Below are 18,423 nucleotides of genomic sequence, written 5' to 3' on the forward strand. Positions count from 1 at the left end.
TAATGTTTTTAATTTATTGGCTTGTCCCGTTGAACCAGGTCCATCCATCCGACCAGGTCATGCACGGCTATTCCGCCAAAGGACGAATGAGTAGAGGCTAACTTCTCAAGCTCAAGCATTTGTTCATTCAGAACGCCGTTACCTTCCTCATAGAAAGTAATGAAATTGCCTTCAGATGAGGGCTTTGTTTCCACACCGGTGTACACCTTTTTGTTCAGCCGCTCTCCTTCTAAAAGCTCGCCCTTGGCCGTATTATAAATGGCGCTGGCATTGTCGCGGTAAGACATCAGCGTAACGGATTCAAAGCGGGAAATCATCCAGGAACTTAAGGTTTGATCGCTGTCCGGAACCTTGTAATTGTCATTGTCCAGCCAGAAAGGCAACGCTGCGGAAAGAGGCAATTCTGCCGCTTTCGCCTGTTCTACGAGATCGTCGACATTTTTCTGCCATTGCCCGACCAGGGAAGCCCAGTCGGTCTTCCATTGCGGAAGCAGGTACGGCTCGATATCGACGTGAATGCCTTTTAACTTTTCATTGGGGGCAGCTGTGGCCTGGTAGTCGTTAATCCATTTTATAAAAGCATCCAGTTTGGGTTTGCTAGTAGCAAGGGCCCAGTCCGGGGCACCGTTCAGCGCATGGACCTCGATTCCTTTCTCGCCAGCCTGACGGATGAAGCTCTTGTAGGAAGCAGGTTGCACTTTGGTGCTTATTTGAAGATAAATAATATCGATTCCTTGGGATTCGGAAAATTCAAGAAGTTCGGCTGGCGAAGTTTGAATAAGCTGAGTATGCCACAGCCAGGTCGTCTTAGTCAGAGTACCCGTCTCAGGTTCTGCCAAAGCCGGTTTCATCGCATAGCCGAAAGACGAAATCATCAGAGCACATACCATGCTCAAAGTAAATCTGCGGAGGAAGGATCCTGTTTTCAAGAGAAGTACACTCCTTTATGGAAATAGTAAGTTCGTTCATTGCGGGATAGGAGCAACGTAGAGACATGATGAGAGGATTCTCTAATAATCGGGTTATTCCAGGCCTAACCTCCTGCATAGCATTGTATTATCCCGTATTTAAGCCGAAATTTGTCCCGGAAATCCGGGAATGATTTGCGACCTTAGAAAGGGGTATGTTATTATATTCGTCATAAATGATACATACAGACATAGGTCTTATGGATTAATTCACAATTGTAATTGGACTTTTTCATCCGGGGTAACTTAAGCTATGGAATAATTGCTCCTCATTGTACGTAGAACTTCTTTAGCTTCAAAATCCGATGATCCGGTTAATCAGGGAATAAGGCGGAAGACGAACGGAAAAGGGGGCAATGGGTCCATGAAAATTATGATCACCCAGCATGAAGCTCTGGAAAAAGGCATATGGAAACAAGTGATGAGCATGTTCGGAATTACAAAAGATGATGAGATCTGGGAGACGGAGCAATTTATACTTACAGAAGAACAGGCCAAAGAGCTTGGCTTGATTCGCTGAGGCAGCTAAGAAGCAAATGGGAGGCAATTTGTTATGAAGGTGGAGATTTGGTCGGATTACGCTTGTCCGTTTTGTTATATCGGTAAAAGAAGATTCGAAAAAGCGCTGGAGCAATTCCCTCATAAAGATGAAGTGGAAGTCGTGTTTCGCAGCTTTGAGCTGGATCCTTCCTCTCCGAAGGAAATCAGGACGAGTATGCAGGAGATTTTGGCAGCAAAATACGGGATGTCGTTGGATGAGGCGAAAGCAGCCAATGATCGTGTTGCGGGGCAAGCTTCGGAAGAGGGGCTGGTTTACCGGTTCGACACTATGATTCCGACGAATACGTTTGATGCTCACCGCTTGACTCATTATGCTGGGGAGCAAGGGAAAATGGCCGAGATGTCCGAACGGATATTTAAAGCTTATTTTACGGATTCCCTACATATCGGCGATATGGATACACTTATTTTTCTGGCCCAAGGAATTGGATTAGATGGAAAGGAAACAGCCGATATATTGGCGTCTGACGCCTTTGCGGATGAAGTTCGGAGAGATGAACGGTTGGCTGGAGAAATCGGGGTCCGCGGGGTGCCGTTCTTTGTCTTGGACGAAAAATATGCGGTATCTGGAGCTCAGCCGTTGGAAGTTTTCCAGAAAGCACTGCAGCAAGTGTGGGAAAAGCGCACGGAACAGCAGGATTAATACCGAATAATATGAAGAAAATAAAAAAACGCTGATCTCTATAGACCAGCGTTCATTTCCATTAGTAAAAAATGATCTTGTAAAGCCATAATAAATATGTTAAAATGACGGATAGTCAAATCAATGGGCTGACTTAATCAACATCGCTTATATAATAGCATATTAGCACTAATTTGTCAAATAGAGTATACCGTTGTTAGAGAAAAATCTTGTTATTCTTTTCCATTTATTAGGGTGGGGGTCTGAGCCATGACAGAGGATTTGACAAAGCGCAGTGAACTTGATTTTACAGATGACCTTACGCTGCCGCCAGGCGTAAAAATCGATGATCCGGTCCGTATGTATTTAAAGGAAATCGGACGGGTACCTCTTTTGTCCGCCGATGAGGAAATTCAACTCGCTCAACGCATCGAGCAGGGAGACGAAGAGGCCAAGCGTCGTCTGGCTGAAGCGAACCTGCGGCTGGTCGTGAGTATTGCCCGGCGCTATGTAGGGCGCGGTATGGTCTTCCTGGATTTGATTCAGGAAGGAAATATGGGCTTGATTAAAGCGGTTGAGAAATTTGACTATTCCAAAGGCTTCAAATTCAGCACCTATGCGACATGGTGGATTCGTCAAGCCATTACAAGAGCGATCGCCGACCAAGCGAGAACGATCCGGATTCCGGTGCATATGGTGGAAACCATTAATAAGCTGATTCGTGTATCCAGACAGCTTCTGCAAGAGATCGGACGGGAACCGACGCCGGAAGAAATCGCCAAGGAAATGGATCTTACGCCTGAGAAAGTTCGGGAGATTATGAAGATCGCCCAAGAACCGGTTTCCCTGGAAACGCCGATCGGTGAAGAGAACGATTCCAATCTGGGTGATTTTATCGAAGATCATGACGCTCTGGCTCCGGCGGAGGCAGCCGCTTATGAACTTTTGAAGGAACAGTTGGAAGAAGTGTTGGATACGCTGACCGAGCGGGAAGAAAACGTGCTCCGGCTGCGTTTCGGTATGGATGACGGCAGAACACGGACCTTGGAAGAAGTGGGTAAAGAGTTTGGCGTAACCCGGGAACGGATTCGTCAAATCGAAGCCAAGGCGTTGCGGAAGCTCAGACATCCAAGTCGCAGCAAGCGTTTGAAGGACTTTATGGAATAAAAGCGTAAAGTACGACCACATATGAAGAGGAAAGCATTCCTTGACCCGGCCGATTGAGCCGCTAGGAAAAGGGGCTTTCCTCTTTTTATTTTATGATTTGGATACAAAACGGCATTGTTTTGGCCGCAGCGCTTTTTCCGTTTTACGACCTAACGGACGAACGCACATGTATTTTTGCTTACCGCCTCTAGCCGGTGCCAGGATCGAACGTCTACCGGAGCGCGCGACACGGGTACCGAATACCTTCATGAACCATTCGACGGGATAGGCGATGGAGAGACGGCCTTCTTCCGTACCCGCGAAATTAACGGCTGCGGCAAGATTGCCCCGGCGTGTCAGCCAAACGGAACCGGAATCTCCGCCGAGCGATACCGGACGCTTGCCCCGGATCACGCTCTGGTTCTTGAAAGTGATCGTTCCCAAATTACCGTAATCTCCATAGTTGACCTGAATATCCGTGTGAATCGATTCAACAGTTCCGGTTACGGCTCCTGTTGTCCGGCCGACCTTTTTGAACTTGTCGCCAATGGCGTAAGAGCGGACGAAGCCAGGTACATTTCCGTAAACCGCATAAGACGGGGATAGAAGGTTGCGGCGCAGCGGCTTTGAGAGCGCCGCATCGAGGAAGTTGGGCTTATTCTTGTGAAGCTTGACGAATCGTTGCACGCTTCCGATTTTGTCCCGAGGTACGGTACCGCCGTCAGCTCCGCCCGGCTGGATTGTCGCGGAAGGACGATTCGAATTTTCGTTGACCAGCACATGGTTGTTGCTTAGTATAAATCGGCTTCCGGGCTTTTTTTTGTCGCTGACAATCAAGCCTACGGTTCCCGAGACATTAGGAGTACCCACGCTGTATCCGGCAGGGACAGGTCGAATTCTTCTCCGGAAGCGTGATGGAAGCAAGCTGTTTTTATGAAATTTGGTTGATCTCACAATGCGCACCGGAATTTCGGCTTTCAGTTTTGCGGGTAGAGAGAGGGCCTTGGGCTTAGATTTGCCTTTCCTGTTTTTGCCGGACGCAGCGGAAATTGCGTCCGCATATACGATGAGGGCTGCTCCTTTATGCGGTTTCGATGGCTCTTTAAAGCCGACCCCGACGCCATGAATTCCCCGTTGTCTTAGCATTCGTGCGGAATAACGCTGCTTAAGCAAATAAGCTTTACGAAAACTGGCCATTACATCACCTTTTCTTCTTATTTGCTCTATACTATGCACAACAGGCCAAGAGTACTGGGCGGATTCCAGCTCTGGATTCGAAGCAATTATGGAATTGTGACCCGGCCAATGGCCGGGTCGATCCATGTTCATCGGAGAATCAGGTGATGATCGTGATGGTGGGAGCCGATATGACGGGCTGGGTCGTAATATCCGAAGTTACACCCGTAAAGCTTCCAATTTCCAGTTGGACCGGAACTCCTTCGATCAAATCAACCGTGTCCAATACCAGACTGGCGGTGGAAAGCGTCGATAAGGACGCCTGCTGCAAAACCCCGTTAATATAAACGTTAAAATAATCGCTGGCAGCCAAAGCCGGCAACGCTGTGATGGCCGCATCCGCGTCATCCGTAAAGCTTGCGGCAGCAATTGTAGTGTCGGTTGCTCCGATCATAGCAGCCGTTATCGTTGCAAAATAGCGGGTAATGGACGGAGTTATTGAAGTGGTGATTACTCCGCCGGTAGATACCGGAGCACTGGCAACAGCAGTGAAAACAGGCTTGATTACTGGCATTATGGTTTCACCTCCTAATCAGCAGGATATCGAGACAATCCTCGATTCCTTAACAGTTAATGATCAGTTTTTCTCGATGAAACGGCGTTTCTTCCTCCTTGAGGTCAAATGTTCCTGATTTCAGGCAGTTCGTCTATTTCATAGCCGGGAGATCGACATATGATATTGAAGGTTTTAGGACAATGGGAGGTGATCCTTTGTTTAAGAGGAAAAGACACTTTTCCTATAAAAAGAAAAGAAGTCGTTCCTGCGTATGTCCTCCACCCAAACCATGTAATTGGCGGGCTCGCCCCGGCCATGGTAGGCTTAAACGCAAATCGCGGCAATTGGATTCGCCAGGTAAGGCAAAACATTCGATAATACCGGGCCGGAAGGGATCGTTGGGGCGTAAGAGAAAGCGGAGAAAGCCCATCCAGCGGAGAGTGTTTGGAGCTGCGGGTCCGCCCGGGAGAAAAGGCAGAGATGGACTACGCGGCCCCGCCGGACCTATAGGACCCGCCAGACCAACGGGGCCGATGGGGATGAAGGGGGAACAAGGAGTTCCGGGTCCGGTTGGACCGCAAGGAGACCGCGGTGCGCCTGGACCTGAGGGCGCTCAGGGACCACAGGGAATTCCGGGACCACAGGGTTTACAGGGGCTGCAAGGAGACCGAGGTACACCTGGAGCGGAGGGACCTCAGGGACCGCAAGGATTGCAAGGACCTCAAGGAGAACGAGGAGAGCAAGGGGTAAAGGGCCAACGGGGAGAACAAGGAATGCCGGGTCCGGTTGGACCGCAAGGAGAACGCGGGGCACCTGGACCGGAGGGCTTGCAGGGACCGCAGGGATTGCAAGGACCTCAAGGAGAACGAGGAGAGCAAGGGTTACAAGGAGAGCAAGGGTTACAAGGAGAACAAGGGTTACAAGGAGAACAAGGGATTCAGGGTCCCCGAGGCCCGCAAGGCCCGCCGGGTAGCTCGGATATAATGATTGTGCCGAGGGTTTACAGATATTTTTATATTCCCGATACCGAATTAGCAGCTTTGACGGTCGTTGAAGCCAGCCAATTTACAAACGATGTTGGGGGACCGGTAGAGGCGATTGAAGGCTTGTCATTTAATTGTTATTCCCGTTTGTTTGTGAATGGGATGCTGCAAGAGAGCAGGCTATATTCTATTGATCCTTCAGCTTTGACGCTCCGCCTAGGCTTGGATATGATATTGGCAGGGACTCCGATCATTATTGAGAATGTGGAGCTGAATGTGCAGCCGGTAACAGCATAGTTTCTGCGATGGGCGCATACCGGCGTTGTACGCCCAAAATCGGCGGGATCGGGAGCTCCGGTCCCGCTGGGTGGATCGAAACGGAGGGAACAGGATGAAGCTGCAAGGAATAAATCATTTTTGCTTTTCCGTATCGTATCTGGAAAAGTCAATTTTATTTTATCAGAACGTTTTTGATGCCAAGCTGCTTGTAAAGGGAAGGTCTTTGGCTTATTTTGACCTCAATGGCCTCTGGATTGCCTTGAATCAGGAAGATGTCAAACGGGACAGGGACGTCCATACATATACGCATATCGCTTTCACGGTCGAGGAAGCAGACTTGGATCGATGGAAGGATAAACTGGAGCAGGCGGGTGCTGTCGTACTGGAGGGGCGCAATCGGGATGCCCGGGATTATAAGTCGGTTTATTTCTTGGATCCGGACGGACACCAATTTGAATTTCATACCGGAACGTTGGCGGATCGCATGGAATACTACAAGGCGGACAAGCTGCACATGCAATTTTTTGACTAATGCTGCCACCCCTATAAATTTGCTGTTGGGATGAATGAGAAAATACGATAGAATAGGTTCTATGTGTGAAAATACCGTAGAGAAGCAGGTTAAAGGTTATTATGAAAAAATTCAAAAAATTCTATATTGAAACAACGAGTATCTGCAATCTGGCTTGCAGTTTTTGTCCTCCGACCCACCGTCAATCTCAATTTATCTCGGTGGAGGATTTCAGCAAAATTCTTGATGATATCAAGCCGCACACCGATTATATTTATTTTCATGTCAAGGGAGAACCGCTGCTGCATCCCAAAATCGATCAGTTGCTGGATATCAGTCATGAAAAAGGGTTTAAAGTCAACATTACGACCAACGGTACACTGATTCGCAAAAACGCTCATAAGCTGTTAGGTAAGCCGGCGCTCCGGCAGATGAATTTCTCTTTGCACAGCTTTGACGGGCATGAGGGATCGACGGACAGAGAAGGGTATATCACCAGTGTTTTGTCCTTCGTGAGGGAAGCGACGGCAGCCTCCGAGATGATCGTGTCGTTCCGTCTATGGAATTTGACGAAGGACAACGAGACCAACCTGGAGCGCAGCCGTAACAGGGCGACTTTGGAGTTGATCGAGAAGGAATTCGGGTTGGATTTTCGGATCGAAGAGAAGGTGGTGCCTGGCAGCGGCATTAAACTGGCTGACCGCATTTACCTAAATCAGGATCATGAATTTGACTGGCCGGATTTAAGGGCTAAGGAAGACGACGGCCGCGGTTTTTGCCATGCGCTTCGCAATCAAGCCGGAATCCTTGTAGACGGGACGGTCATTCCTTGCTGTCTGGATGGGGAAGGCATCATCAATCTGGGAAATGTCTATGAGACACCGTTCTCGGAAATCGTGGAAGGTGAACGGGCGAACCGGTTGTACGACGGATTCTCGCGCCGTATTGCGGTGGAGGAATTGTGCCGCAAATGCGGATACCGTCAACGGTTTGGCGGGGCGTAAGAAGTGGGCCAGTGTTAGGCAAGTAATTTGAATTGCTTTATATAACAGTTCTAACGAATCTGAGCATCGCTATGTGCCCATTTTTCATTAGCTTTTGAAGCTAACGAACTCCAGACTCGCTATTTGAGCGAAGATGGGTCTATTGGGTAGTTATTTTGCCAAATAAGGTTTACTGAGTTCGTTAAAAACATTAAGAGTGAAAAAAACGATAAATAGCGATTTTAGGGTTCGTTAGCCATGGAACCTATGATGCAAAAGCAGGCTAGTGGATAGGCTGATATGCGGATAAACAGTAGATACGAGGATAAGCAGAAATGAAGGCGCGCCGGGAGCACCGCGCAAACCTAAAGCAAACCACCCTGTGACATATACTCGCCTCAGGGTGGTTTTTTATTTCCTATTTGTTATTTAGTAACATTGGATCCCGCTTTAAGCCGGGAGAGATCGACCGCAGGAACAAGCCCTTCCCGGGCAGCTCGGTCAAGCAAAGCCGTGATCGCAGCGTAGCCGTCATCGCCCAGATTCGCCGTGTACTCGTTGACGTACAGGTTAATGTGGGCCTTTGTGACGTCCGGGGACATTTCCTGAGCATGCTGGAGTACGTACTCCGCAGAGGCTTCGGGATGGGCCCAAGCGTATTCGACGGAAGCGCGGATCCAGCCGGAGACGGCTTCCAAATCCAGCGAGCGCCGGGCGATGATGGCCCCGAGCGGGATGGGAAGGCCGGTATCCGACTCCCACCAGCTGCCGAGATCGGCGAGCATATGCAGACCGTAGGTCGGATACGTGAACCGGGCTTCATGAATGACGAGCCCGGCGTTGATGGAGCCGTGTTGTACGGCCGGCATAATTTCGTCGAACGGAAGTACGACGATTTCACCGATGCCGCCCGGCACGTTTTGAGCAGCCCACAACCGGAACAGCAGGTAGGCGGTCGAGCGTTCGCTCGGCACGGCGACCCTTTTACCGGCAAGGGCTGCCGGATCTTGCTGGCCGTCCGCCGTCAGGACGAGCGGACCGCAGCCGCGGCCGAGCGCCCCGCCGCAAGGCAGCAAAGCGTACTCGTCCAGCACCCAAGGCAGGGCGGCGTATGAAATTTTCAGGAGATCGGGACCGTTGCCAGAGGCTGCGAGGCCGTTGGTTATGTCGATATCCGCGTAAGTAACATCAAATTCCGGCGCACCGGGAATGAGCCCATGCACCAGGGCATGAAATACAAAAGTGTCATTGGGACAAGGGGAAAAAGCTATATTCATGATTGCAGCACCTCCGGTAGTAATGAGCAGGCTTGTTCAAGCGCTTGAAGCGCTTCGCCGATCTTCCACAGCTCGCGCTGGCGCGGGCCGACGCGGTTTGAAATCGCTCGGATTTCCAGCGCGGGAATGCCCAGGCGGTGGGCGGCTGCGGCGACACCGTAGCCTTCCATTGCCTCAGCGGCCGCACCGGGGACACGGTCGGCCAACAGGTCCGCCGTGGCCGCCGAGCCGGTGACCGTGGACAAGGTCAACACGGGTCCCTGGCAAACGGGGAGGCCGGCGTCCCGAGCAGCATCAGCCCAGCGTGCGGCCAGGCCGCCATGGACGGTCACGCGGGCCGAGCCAAAGCCGAGCTCGTCCACGCTGGAGAAGCCGTCCGGCGTCTCCGCCCCGAGATCGGCGGCGATGATCTCGCTCGCGACCACGAGCGAGCCGACCGGCGCGCGGCTCTCGAAGCCGCCGCCAATGCCGGCGCTGACGACGAGGTCGTAAGCGCCGGCCGCCAGCTCGGCCGCCGTAGCCGCCGCGGCCAGTGCAGACCCGACCCCGGCCAGCCGCACGTCCACGGCCGGCTCGCCGCCAGCTTCTGCTGCGGAGGAAGAACCCGCAGCAGAAGCGCGGCTCAAACCGCGGAGCACGGCGTCCCGTTCCGCCTCGACCGCGGTCATGATAAGAACCCGCTTGACTGGCGCTTGCGGGTCCCGCCCTATGGACGGATTGCTTGCTCTATCTGTCATTCTTTTGCCAACTCCTTATGTGATCCTCTTTCTCTTATCTTTCATTAACGCTTCAATGGAATTAACGGTGGGATCAGGCTCTCCCATATTGCTGAGGCCGGTCGATCTCGGCGCCGAGTTCCTTGGCGGCATTTAAAGCCCAATACGGATTGCGGAGCAATTCCCGTCCGAGGAATATCAAATCAGCTCGTTCATTGCCTAGAATCTCTTCGGCTTGAGCGGTATTGGTGATCAAACCGACGGCTCCGGTTGCGATGCCGGCCTGGCTGCGGATTTGATCGGATAAATCTACCTGGTAACCGGGAAAGACGTTGATTTTTGCAGGCACTACAGCGCCAGAGCTGCAGTCGATCAAATCTACGCCTTGGGTTTTCATTTTACGTGCGTATTCAATATATTGGTCGAGCGTATTTCCGTTTTCGTCATATTCATTAGCGGAGACGCGTACGAAGATCGGACCGTCCCATACGGTCTTAACCGCCTCAATGATTTCACCGAGCAGCCGATATCGCCCGTCCGCGCTGCCGCCGTATTGATCCTGTCTATGGTTGGCTAGCGGGGACAGAAATTGATTAATCAGGTAACCGTGGGCGCCGTGCAGCTCAATAATATCAAATCCGGCTTCCTTCGCCCGGCGGGCTGCATCCTTGAATGCGCCGACAACCTTCTGTATGTAATCACCATCAGCCTCGACAGGTGTTTGCATTCCCGGAAAAGGAATGGCCGACGGAGCATAAATCGGCTCGTCCAGCTCGGCTTTCCGGCCGGCATGGGCAAGCTGAATCGCCGCTTTGGCTCCGTTTTGGTGAATCAGGTCCGTAATTTCTTTTAAGCCGGTGACATGTTCATCGTTCCAGATGCCCAAATCCCGATAAGAAATCCGGCCTTCCGGCAGAACAGCCGTCGCTTCAACAACGATCAGACCCACGCCGCCGACGGCCCGGGTTGCATAATGGATCCGGTGCCAATCTGCGATTTTCCCGTCTTTGTTCGGGGAAGAGTACATGCACATTGGGGACATGACGATACGGTTTTTTAAAGTGACATTTTTTATGGTGTACGGTGTGAATAGTTTGTTGTTCATGATTTCGCTCCTTTGTTTATCTAAGTCTATATGGAGTAGATCTCAATCCCTCTGTGTCTATGTTAGATCAAAGAAATCGGTGATACAAGTCGACCCTGCGAAATCTCCATATTCGCTTCACAGTTTCTCCATACATTCGGGGTAAGTTTATAAGGCCGGAAATATGGAAATATGGAAAATGGAGGGATTTATTATGAACAATAAAAAATGGACGATCGGCCTATCCTTACTCTTACTCACCGGCGTTGTGATCGCCGGATGCCAGTCATCGGCCGGCAGCGGCGCGGAGGGGAGCAATAGCAATGCAGTGAAGGCCGCGGCCGCAGAAGAAGGGGGTGGACAAGGGCAAGCCCCTTGGATCGCAACCAAAAATACTACCAGGGTCAATTCATCGGATCCGGCTGAAGCAGCGGTTTTGGTGTCGAGGTCGTTATGGCCCGCAACCGCCAAGAGCAATACTCCGGGAAGCGTGGTACTGGTGGATCCCGGAAACTGGGGAATCGCGGCTGCCAGTGCCGATCTGGTTCACCATCCCAACAACGGGCCGATATTGTTCGTGACAAAGGACGGGTTACCGAGGGTTACAGCTGATGAACTGAAGCGCCTCGCACCTACAGGGGCGGAAAGCAATCGCGGAGTTCAAGCCGTGCTTGTTGGTCCCGTCTCTGAAGCCGTAAAGGTTGAATTAAAGCAAATGAAGCTCAAATTTGATCATATTCAAGGGGACGAGCCTGCGGCCGTCGCGGAAGCCATTGACGCTTATTACGCAGAAGCCGCCGGCGAGCTTCCAAAATCCGTCGTTGTGGGCTCCTTGGATAATCCGGAATATACGCTTCCCGCAGTCAATTGGATTGCCCATATGCCGGAGCCGCTTCTCTATGTAACGAAAGACGCCATTCCGGCGGAAACGGAGAAAGCGTTGAAAAAAAGAAACGGCCAGGCTCATATTTATTTGATCGGACCCGAAGCGGCCGTTTCGAAGGATGTTGAGAGCAAATTAGAGAACTACGGAAAAGTAACGCGAATCGCTGGTGATGATGTCTATGAGAACGCGATCGCTTTTGCAAAATTCAAAGACCCGGAAACCGGCTTTGGCTGGGGCATTACGACACCGGGCCATAATTTGTCCTTCCTGAATAAGGGGAAGATAGAACTTGCCATAGCGGCGGCACCGTTTTCCCATCTCGGCAAGCATGCTCCGCTCATTTTTACGGACAAGGACAAGATGCCCGGCTCCGTGATGGACTATGTCATGTCCATTCAGCCCAAGTATGAGCATAGTCCGGCGGAGGGTCCTTACAATCATGCTTGGCTGACAGGGAATGAAGAGGACCTGACCTATGCGGCACAGGCCGAGATCGACGAGATGCTCGAAATCGTATCCGCTAAAGGCGAAGGACACGGAAGCATGGGACATTAGTTTTGCTCACGGCGTTTTCACACGGTCCCCACAAAAACCACAAACTTATTAAGTAATATGGGGTCTAAGGAGGCGAAACACTGTGAACAAAAAATGGATTGCCGGCTTGGGAGCCATCCTGTTGACGCTAGGGATCGGAACTGCCGTTTATGCGGCGGACGGGACTCCTTCATTCCGGGACATGCTGCCGTTCATGCAAAAGATGCATCCACAGCTGTCCGAGGGAGAGCTCAATCAAATGTATCAAAACTGCCATCAGGGAAATGGAATGCAGCAAAGCGGGACTATGATGCAAAGCGCGTACCGCTTTGACGATACCTCCAATTTGTGATCTGATGATGATTCAACAAAAGAGCTCCGGGGTTGGTGCCGGGGCTTTTTTGTTGAAACCGCAACTTCTAACGGACACCAGAGCCGTTATCTTCAGCAAATTCGCTGTTTTGAAAATCTAACGGACACACGAGACCTTATTCGATGAAAAAGGGAGCCCAACTGGCTAAAAGCGCCTTAATAAACGCTGAGGTGTCCGTTAGAATTCATAACCGATTTATTTTGCCCAAATAACGGCCGCTGTGTCCGTTAGGATAGATATAAACCTGGCGAGGCCGAGACGGAGGCCGTCCCATCCGCTCAACATGCTACATTTTTTCTACATAATTATCAGATATAATATATACATATTTCGAAATCGATAGTAGCAGGTGACATGGCTTATGAAGTTAAAGGTACTCATCGTGGATGATGAATGGAATATGCGGAATCTGCTCCGTATTTACTTGCTAAAGGAAGGCTTTGAGGCAAAGGAAGCCTCGAACGGGCATGAGGCGCTGGCGTGGATCGACAGGGAGGAATTCGACATCGTCCTGCTCGATGTGATGATGCCCGATATGGACGGGTGGCAGGTTTGCCAAGGAATCCGGGCCCGCAGCCAGGTTCCCGTCCTTATGCTGACCGCCCGCTCGGAGACGAAGGATAAAGTACGCGGCTTGGGACTTGGGGCGGATGATTATTTGACGAAGCCGTTTGAACCGGAGGAACTGATCGCCCGCATTTACTCCTTGATCCGCAGGTCTGTCGTAAATAAGCAGGCGGTCCAGCCTGAGTTCAAGCTGAGGTTTACCGATCTGCTGATCTTGCCGGAAGGCCGTCAGGTCTATGTCAAAGACCGGCCGGTAGATTTCACCCCGAAGGAATTCGATCTTCTGGTTGCTCTGGCTGAATCCGGGAAACGTGCATTTCCTAGAGAAGAGCTGGTGGAACGGGTGTGGGGGAACGATTATTTTGGCGACCCCCGGGTCGTGGATACCCATGTGAAGAATATAAGGGAAAAGACGAGTAAAGCCGGATTGGAATACAATCCCATTCAGACCATCTGGGGGATCGGCTATAAGTTTTTTGACGGTGACACAGGACCATGATCAGCAACCGGATCGGAAAAAAGCTGGGTTTAATTATAGTGGCTGTATTCTTGGTCGTTCTGGTAGCGCTTGGCCTTGCTCTTGACGTGATGTTCTCCAACTTCTATCGTACCGAGATGACGACAAGGGTAGAAGAACTGTCCAAGCATATGGTAGCCATGGCTTCCTCTCCGAACACGACGACCCAGGAAATGATCAAGGACTTTGCTGAATTTTCTGAAGTCAGCGTTTTTTATGTAGATGGAAAAGAGAACATTGTACTTCATTCGGGACGGCATATTCCGGCTGACCGGTCATTTATTCAATCGGAAGATGTCTCCTCGATTCTTTCAGGAAGTAAGGTTCGGGAGGAATATACGGATGACCGTGGCCAGCGTTTTTTTATGATCGGGATGCCTGTCAGCCATGGAGACGGTCCAACGGAAGCCCTTTATGTTCTGGCCTCTTCATCTCATATGGAATCTTCACTTCGCAATGTTCGCCAGTTGCTGGTTTTGGCGGGGCTTGGGGCGTTTTTGCTAGCGCTTGGAATCACGTGGTTGATTGCGCAGATCCTGTCGCGGCCTTTACTTCAAATGCAGCGTGCCACGCGAAAAATCGCGGCAGGGGAGCTGGAGACCCGGCTGGATATATCCAGTAGGGATGAGGTGGGTTCCCTTGCGGAATCCATCAATGATCTGGCGGCACATTTGCAAAGGTACCGGGATTCCCAGCAGGAGTTTTTTGCCAATATCTCACATGAGCTCCGCACTCCGATAACTTATCTCGAGGGGTATGCCAAGGTACTGAAGAACCGGCTGTATGAGACCGATGAAGAGCGGGATCTATACCTCGGGATTATCGAGCAGGAGAGCCTTCGCCTGCAACGGCTGGTCAATGATTTGTTTGAACTGGCCAAAATGGAAGAAGGCCGGATTGAACTGCAACCGGACCTGTTGGAGTTCGAGGAAATCGTGGAGCAGGCCGTCCACAAAATAGAGTGGAGGGCCAAACAAAAGGGGCTGGAGCTCAAGCTGGATTGCCATGGCCCGCTTCCGCGGCTGCGAGGGGATGGGCTGAGAATGGAACAGATCGTGATCAATCTGCTCGACAATGCGATAAGTTACACGGAAGAAGGCTCGATCATTGTCACCGTTGACACGAGAGAGAGCCGGTTGCTATTTGCTGTGGAGGATACGGGAGTGGGAATTCCCGAGAATGAATTGTCGTTGATATTCGAACGCTTCTACCGCGTGGAAAAATCCAGATCCCGAAAGTTTGGAGGAACCGGACTTGGTCTGTCCATCGTTAAAAAACTTGTGGAATTGCAAGGCGGGGAGATCTATGTGATAAGCACACCAGGAACGGGAAGCCGGTTTGAAGTCACATTTCCATTTCCTTCGCCGGCGGAAGAAACGGGAGGAACTCCGCGATGAAGAAATTCGAGTGGCTATTGCCTGTAGCCGTTATGCTGTTGGGCATCCTGTGCTTGTTCGTATCGGCTTCTTCGTTCCGGAGTGATTGGATGGCGGTGGGTGTTCGTTTCATTCGTTGTGTTATAATCGGCGGGGTTGCTATTTTCGTGTTATATATGCTTATTGGCCTGTTTAGGAAAAAGTAACCGCCCTCTTGACCGGGTTAGCCAAATCGTGTAATATTAGTGTCACTTTGTTCCCTAGGGTTCCGCGGCGGTTCGCCGGTCTTGGTCCGAGAGGGAACACGCAGAGCATACTCTGCGGACACGGAGGGATAAAAGCCCGGGAGGATATCGAAGCCAGATATCTTCCCGGGCTTATTGTTTGTTAGCCGAGAGGGAAGATATACGGCGGAAACTGGAGGGGGAGAAGATCATGAAACGTTATTGGAATCTCATTTGGGTCGCGGGACTGCTGGAAATCGGCTGGGTTATCGGTTTAAAGCATTCGCACGATGTCTGGTCATGGGCAGGAACCGGCTTTGCCTTGATCATGAGCATGTATTTGCTTATCCTTGCAACTAAGAAATTGCCGGTCGGAACCGCCTATGCGGTATTTACCGGAATCGGAACGGCTGGCACCGTAATTGCCGAAATGGTGCTTTTCGGGGAACCGTTCCGGATCATGAAGCTGTTGCTGATTCTTTTGCTGTTATCCGGAGTGATCGGATTGAAAATCGTTACCGTGGAGCCTCAAACGAAGGGGGTGCAGTAACATGGCATGGCTATTATTAGTTCTAGCCGGTTTGGGCGAAGTCGTCGGAGTTGCCGGAATCAACCGCTTAAACCGGTCGCGGGATTTTAAATCTTTTGCCTTACTTTTCGGAGGCTTTATATTGAGTCTGGTGCTGCTCTCGTTCGCCATGGAGTCGATCTCTATGGGGACCGCCTACGCCGTATGGACAGGAATGGGTACGGTCGGTAGCGCTTTGGTCGGCATGTTTATTTTTGGAGAGTCCAAAGATATTAAGCGGCTTATCTTCATCGCGATGGTTTTGTCCGCAGCCGTCGGCCTGAAATTGTTGGCCTAATTGCATTATCTCGCAGATACAAAAAAAACCGCTCTATTCGGTCAAAGAACCGGTAGAGCGGTTTGTGTTTATGCCCTTTTTGAGGCCTGGGCAAATCGGTCTTTAATTTGTTTGTTGTTGCGTTTCATGGCGGTGCGCTGTTCACGCAATATTTGCGAGGAATTTTTATTTAAGGGAGCAAACAACAGCGCTTCCTTGGGCTGAATTCCGACAGCTTTGCTTACCCGGCCGTTCTTGGATACGAATACTCCAGTACTCATGGCTGCATTCCTCCCAAAAAAAGTTTGATAATTTCGATGATCAGCGGATTTTTACTCATTATAGCATGGTTGACACTTTCTTTGTAGTGGATGAATTTCTTATAATTCCAGTCCGGATCGGCCGGATAATGCAGAGTAAGGACATAATTTCCCGTCCTGATGCAGTGGTAGAACATACTCTTCGCTTCTTTAAAAAACACTTGTTCTCCAGGATCGCCTAAATCGACGGTGAGCACCGCGTAAGAGCTCTTATCGTCCAGTGCAAACAGGGCGACGGAAGCCGCGCTTCCCGATTTAGACACCAGATTCAGGCCGTTTTCACGGAGCTCGTAAAGTGTGGCTGCACAGCAATCACTGTAATACCCAACGCATTCGGACATATAGGGCCCATAAGTTTGCTCGATCGACCCGCCGGATAAGCGGTGCATAATCAATTCAAGGAACTTATCGGCTTGTCGGAATCCGGAAATGCGCAGATTCGGTAACAAGCCGGTCATAAGCTCGAATGCTTCGTCAAACCGGTCAAGCCGGTCGGCATTCTGCTCAATGGAATCCTCCAAAGGCAGCAACAGGGAACCTCTCCGCAGCAGATCGCTGAAATACACCTTCCAATCTATCATTACCCCGAGTGACAAGTCGTCAATATACACTTTCCGCATTAGCATGTCATAAAGCAAGTACCAGACATAAGGATCGATATTTTGCGGAACCCGTTCGTCTCCTTGTAGCATTTCCATCATATGTGACGGGGTTGGAAATCGCTCTTCTTTGTTAATAAAACCGTCGATATATTGATCGAGAATAGGCTTGACCTGCCCGAAGAAAGCGGCTTTGACCTCGACGTCTCCAAATACGAGAATCGTTTTTTCCTGCTCATGCGCCTTGATGAATTCCATATGTGTTACAGTTCTCTTCGCTTTTGAATGATATGTACCGGCTTTGCCGCCAATAAACAGCAGATAGATGTCGCATTCCTCCACCGCTTCCAGACAGCGGACCACGGGGTCAACATGAGCGGGCCAGGGGCCCAAATTTTCTTCCCACATGACCGGTTCGTGCCCCAAGGCTTCAAGCTCCCGGAAAACGTTGCGGCGCAAAGGTTTTAGGCCGTCTTCATTTACGGAACTGATGAAAATTTTAGTTCTTGCCAAGAAAGTGACCTCCCCCAAAGGTGCTTGTTTCTCCCATTATAACCCAGACTTAACAAAAAAGATTGGGGGAAATCTAATTATTGCAATCTCATGCTTGCAAATCAAATTATGTTCATGTAATATACTATCCATAGTCACTTAAAAAACGTAAGTAAATAATTTAAAAGCAAGAAGGAGAGAAATTTAATGAGTCAATTTTTAAATGCAGTTAAAACAAGACGCAGCGTATATGGAATTAGCAAAGATATTCCGGTATCGGAATCCCGGATCCAGGAGATCGTGGAGGAAGCAGTTAATCATACGCCATCTTCCTTCAACTCGCAAAGTTCAAGAGTAGTTGTTCTGTTTGGTGAGCAGCACGACAAGTTTTGGGATTTGACCAAGGAAACATTGCGTAAAATCGTACCTGCTGACAGCTTTGCTCCGACGGAAGAGAAAATGGGCGCTTTCCGCAGCGGACGCGGCACCGTTTTATTCTTTGAAGATCAAGCCGTTATTCAAGGATTGCAGGAGCAATTCGCGGCTTATGCCGACAACTTCCCTGTATGGTCCAATCAATCCAACGGCATGCTGCAATTTGTAGTATGGACGGCTCTGGCAAACGAAGGCGTAGGCGCATCGCTGCAGCACTACAACCCGTTGATCGACGAGCAAGTAGCTAAGGAATGGAACCTGCCTGAGAGCTGGAAACTGCTGGCTCAAATGCCGTTCGGCAGCATCGTGGCTGAGCCTGGCGAGAAACAGTTCGCACCGATCGAAAGCCGCGTAAAAGTTTTTAATTAAGCAGGATTATATACTTAGAAAAAA

General features: G+C 50.4%; 21 protein-coding genes, 1 pseudogene and 1 riboswitch. Of the genes and pseudogenes, 14 read left to right on the top strand and 8 right to left on the bottom strand.

The features are described from left to right. Window positions 1-8: 8 nt before the first annotated feature. On the bottom strand, window positions 9-929 hold the full coding sequence (locus KB559_RS19280; protein ID WP_211024063.1) for a hypothetical protein: 921 nt from the start codon (window positions 927-929) through the stop codon (window positions 9-11). 403 nt (window positions 930-1,332) lie between these two features. On the opposite strand from KB559_RS19280, the gene KB559_RS19285 reads away from it, so the two are divergent. The 3 genes and pseudogenes from KB559_RS19285 to rpoD all read left to right on the top strand — a co-directional run. Beyond that, complete coding sequence (locus KB559_RS19285; protein WP_211024065.1) at window positions 1,333-1,488, top strand: hypothetical protein; 156 nt, start codon at window positions 1,333-1,335, stop codon at window positions 1,486-1,488. A gap of 33 nt (window positions 1,489-1,521) precedes the next feature. Then, the gene (locus tag KB559_RS19290; protein ID WP_211024067.1) at window positions 1,522-2,172 is read left to right on the top strand and encodes a DsbA family oxidoreductase; all 651 of its coding nucleotides are present in this window, start codon (window positions 1,522-1,524) and stop codon (window positions 2,170-2,172) included. Window positions 2,173-2,454: 282 nt separating this feature from the next. Further along, a pseudogene (rpoD, locus tag KB559_RS19295) lies at window positions 2,455-3,318 on the top strand (RNA polymerase sigma factor RpoD); the annotation flags it as partial. Between the two features lie 90 nt (window positions 3,319-3,408). Here rpoD and KB559_RS19300 read toward each other — a convergent pair. Beyond that, window positions 3,409-4,494 (bottom strand): chymotrypsin family serine protease, encoded by a 1,086-nt coding sequence (locus KB559_RS19300; protein ID WP_211024071.1) that lies wholly within the window; start codon window positions 4,492-4,494, stop codon window positions 3,409-3,411. A 139-nt stretch (window positions 4,495-4,633) separates the two neighbouring features. Then, complete coding sequence (locus tag KB559_RS19305; RefSeq protein WP_211024073.1) at window positions 4,634-5,047, bottom strand: DUF4183 domain-containing protein; 414 nt, start codon at window positions 5,045-5,047, stop codon at window positions 4,634-4,636. Between the two features lie 380 nt (window positions 5,048-5,427). Between KB559_RS19305 and KB559_RS19310 the strand changes: the two genes are divergently transcribed. The 3 genes from KB559_RS19310 to KB559_RS19320 all read left to right on the top strand — a co-directional run bounded on the left by KB559_RS19310 (window position 5,428) and on the right by KB559_RS19320 (window position 7,806). Further along, a complete protein-coding gene (locus tag KB559_RS19310) occupies window positions 5,428-6,309 on the top strand; it encodes a DUF4183 domain-containing protein (protein WP_247681956.1) in 882 nt (293 codons plus the stop codon). Window positions 6,310-6,403: 94 nt separating this feature from the next. Continuing rightward, the gene (fosB, locus tag KB559_RS19315) at window positions 6,404-6,823 is read left to right on the top strand and encodes a metallothiol transferase FosB (RefSeq protein WP_211024077.1); all 420 of its coding nucleotides are present in this window, start codon (window positions 6,404-6,406) and stop codon (window positions 6,821-6,823) included. A 101-nt stretch (window positions 6,824-6,924) separates the two neighbouring features. After that, complete coding sequence (locus KB559_RS19320) at window positions 6,925-7,806, top strand: radical SAM/SPASM domain-containing protein (protein WP_211024079.1); 882 nt, start codon at window positions 6,925-6,927, stop codon at window positions 7,804-7,806. Between the two features lie 404 nt (window positions 7,807-8,210). Here KB559_RS19320 and KB559_RS19325 read toward each other — a convergent pair whose 3' ends face one another. The 3 genes from KB559_RS19325 to namA all read right to left on the bottom strand — a co-directional run bounded on the left by KB559_RS19325 (window position 8,211) and on the right by namA (window position 10,883). Further along, window positions 8,211-9,062: a 1,4-dihydroxy-6-naphtoate synthase gene (locus KB559_RS19325; RefSeq protein ID WP_211024081.1), complete on the bottom strand. Its 852-nt coding sequence runs from the start codon at window positions 9,060-9,062 to the stop codon at window positions 8,211-8,213. Further along, entirely contained in the window at window positions 9,059-9,799 is a 741-nt protein-coding gene (locus KB559_RS19330; RefSeq protein WP_211024083.1) for a futalosine hydrolase, read from the bottom strand. The genes KB559_RS19325 and KB559_RS19330 overlap by 4 nt, the downstream gene beginning before the upstream one ends. 73 nt (window positions 9,800-9,872) lie before the next feature. After that, window positions 9,873-10,883, bottom strand: coding sequence for an NADPH dehydrogenase NamA (namA, locus tag KB559_RS19335; protein WP_211024085.1), 1,011 nt, complete (start codon window positions 10,881-10,883; stop codon window positions 9,873-9,875). Between the two features lie 193 nt (window positions 10,884-11,076). On the opposite strand from namA, the gene KB559_RS19340 reads away from it, so the two are divergent. From KB559_RS19340 to KB559_RS19370, 7 genes are all read left to right on the top strand, one after another. Then, window positions 11,077-12,303, top strand: a complete 1,227-nt coding sequence (locus tag KB559_RS19340) for a cell wall-binding repeat-containing protein (protein ID WP_211024087.1) — start codon at window positions 11,077-11,079, stop codon at window positions 12,301-12,303. Window positions 12,304-12,385: 82 nt separating this feature from the next. Continuing rightward, complete coding sequence (locus KB559_RS19345; protein WP_211024089.1) at window positions 12,386-12,634, top strand: hypothetical protein; 249 nt, start codon at window positions 12,386-12,388, stop codon at window positions 12,632-12,634. Between the two features lie 382 nt (window positions 12,635-13,016). Continuing rightward, window positions 13,017-13,721, top strand: a complete 705-nt coding sequence (locus KB559_RS19350; RefSeq protein ID WP_211024091.1) for a response regulator transcription factor — start codon at window positions 13,017-13,019, stop codon at window positions 13,719-13,721. After that, on the top strand, window positions 13,718-15,136 hold the full coding sequence (locus KB559_RS19355) for a sensor histidine kinase (RefSeq protein ID WP_211024093.1): 1,419 nt from the start codon (window positions 13,718-13,720) through the stop codon (window positions 15,134-15,136). Before KB559_RS19350 ends, KB559_RS19355 begins: the two co-directional genes overlap by 4 nt. Then, window positions 15,133-15,321: a hypothetical protein gene (locus KB559_RS19360; RefSeq protein ID WP_211024095.1), complete on the top strand. Its 189-nt coding sequence runs from the start codon at window positions 15,133-15,135 to the stop codon at window positions 15,319-15,321. Before KB559_RS19355 ends, KB559_RS19360 begins: the two co-directional genes overlap by 4 nt. Before the next feature lie 43 nt (window positions 15,322-15,364). Further along, window positions 15,365-15,466, top strand: a riboswitch (guanidine-I (ykkC/yxkD leader). An 84-nt stretch (window positions 15,467-15,550) separates the two neighbouring features. Continuing rightward, the gene (locus KB559_RS19365) at window positions 15,551-15,889 is read left to right on the top strand and encodes a DMT family transporter (protein WP_211024097.1); all 339 of its coding nucleotides are present in this window, start codon (window positions 15,551-15,553) and stop codon (window positions 15,887-15,889) included. 1 nt (window position 15,890) lies between these two features. Continuing rightward, entirely contained in the window at window positions 15,891-16,205 is a 315-nt protein-coding gene (locus tag KB559_RS19370) for a DMT family transporter (RefSeq protein ID WP_211024099.1), read from the top strand. Between the two features lie 68 nt (window positions 16,206-16,273). Here the strand turns inward: KB559_RS19370 and KB559_RS19375 are convergent, their stop codons facing one another. Next, complete coding sequence (locus KB559_RS19375; protein WP_211024101.1) at window positions 16,274-16,465, bottom strand: hypothetical protein; 192 nt, start codon at window positions 16,463-16,465, stop codon at window positions 16,274-16,276. Continuing rightward, the gene (locus KB559_RS19380; protein ID WP_211024103.1) at window positions 16,462-17,616 is read right to left on the bottom strand and encodes a DUF4062 domain-containing protein; all 1,155 of its coding nucleotides are present in this window, start codon (window positions 17,614-17,616) and stop codon (window positions 16,462-16,464) included. Before KB559_RS19380 ends, KB559_RS19375 begins: the two co-directional genes overlap by 4 nt. 186 nt (window positions 17,617-17,802) lie before the next feature. Between KB559_RS19380 and KB559_RS19385 the strand changes: the two genes are divergently transcribed. Continuing rightward, the gene (locus KB559_RS19385; RefSeq protein ID WP_211024105.1) at window positions 17,803-18,399 is read left to right on the top strand and encodes a nitroreductase family protein; all 597 of its coding nucleotides are present in this window, start codon (window positions 17,803-17,805) and stop codon (window positions 18,397-18,399) included. The last annotated feature ends 24 nt before the right edge of the window (window positions 18,400-18,423 follow it).

Origin of the sequence: Paenibacillus sp. Marseille-P2973, from assembly GCF_018101095.1 — a bacterium.
Classification (GTDB): Bacteria; Bacillota; Bacilli; order Paenibacillales; family Paenibacillaceae; genus Fontibacillus; species Fontibacillus vini.

Excerpts from the sequence above, each read along its gene's own strand:
- KB559_RS19285 (WP_211024065.1), top strand. The coding sequence starts at position 1,333 with ATGAAAATTATGATCACCCAGCATGAAGCTCTGGAAAAAGGCATATGG.
- KB559_RS19290 (WP_211024067.1), top strand. The coding sequence starts at position 1,522 with ATGAAGGTGGAGATTTGGTCGGATTACGCTTGTCCGTTTTGTTATATC.
- KB559_RS19300 (WP_211024071.1), bottom strand. The coding sequence starts at position 4,494 with ATGGCCAGTTTTCGTAAAGCTTATTTGCTTAAGCAGCGTTATTCCGCA.
- KB559_RS19305 (WP_211024073.1), bottom strand. The coding sequence starts at position 5,047 with ATGCCAGTAATCAAGCCTGTTTTCACTGCTGTTGCCAGTGCTCCGGTA.
- fosB (WP_211024077.1), top strand. The coding sequence starts at position 6,404 with ATGAAGCTGCAAGGAATAAATCATTTTTGCTTTTCCGTATCGTATCTG.
- KB559_RS19320 (WP_211024079.1), top strand. The coding sequence starts at position 6,925 with ATGAAAAAATTCAAAAAATTCTATATTGAAACAACGAGTATCTGCAAT.
- KB559_RS19325 (WP_211024081.1), bottom strand. The coding sequence starts at position 9,062 with ATGAATATAGCTTTTTCCCCTTGTCCCAATGACACTTTTGTATTTCAT.
- KB559_RS19330 (WP_211024083.1), bottom strand. The coding sequence starts at position 9,799 with ATGACAGATAGAGCAAGCAATCCGTCCATAGGGCGGGACCCGCAAGCG.
- namA (WP_211024085.1), bottom strand. The coding sequence starts at position 10,883 with ATGAACAACAAACTATTCACACCGTACACCATAAAAAATGTCACTTTA.
- KB559_RS19340 (WP_211024087.1), top strand. The coding sequence starts at position 11,077 with ATGAACAATAAAAAATGGACGATCGGCCTATCCTTACTCTTACTCACC.
- KB559_RS19350 (WP_211024091.1), top strand. The coding sequence starts at position 13,017 with ATGAAGTTAAAGGTACTCATCGTGGATGATGAATGGAATATGCGGAAT.
- KB559_RS19355 (WP_211024093.1), top strand. The coding sequence starts at position 13,718 with ATGATCAGCAACCGGATCGGAAAAAAGCTGGGTTTAATTATAGTGGCT.
- KB559_RS19360 (WP_211024095.1), top strand. The coding sequence starts at position 15,133 with ATGAAGAAATTCGAGTGGCTATTGCCTGTAGCCGTTATGCTGTTGGGC.
- KB559_RS19365 (WP_211024097.1), top strand. The coding sequence starts at position 15,551 with ATGAAACGTTATTGGAATCTCATTTGGGTCGCGGGACTGCTGGAAATC.
- KB559_RS19370 (WP_211024099.1), top strand. The coding sequence starts at position 15,891 with ATGGCATGGCTATTATTAGTTCTAGCCGGTTTGGGCGAAGTCGTCGGA.
- KB559_RS19375 (WP_211024101.1), bottom strand. The coding sequence starts at position 16,465 with ATGAGTACTGGAGTATTCGTATCCAAGAACGGCCGGGTAAGCAAAGCT.
- KB559_RS19385 (WP_211024105.1), top strand. The coding sequence starts at position 17,803 with ATGAGTCAATTTTTAAATGCAGTTAAAACAAGACGCAGCGTATATGGA.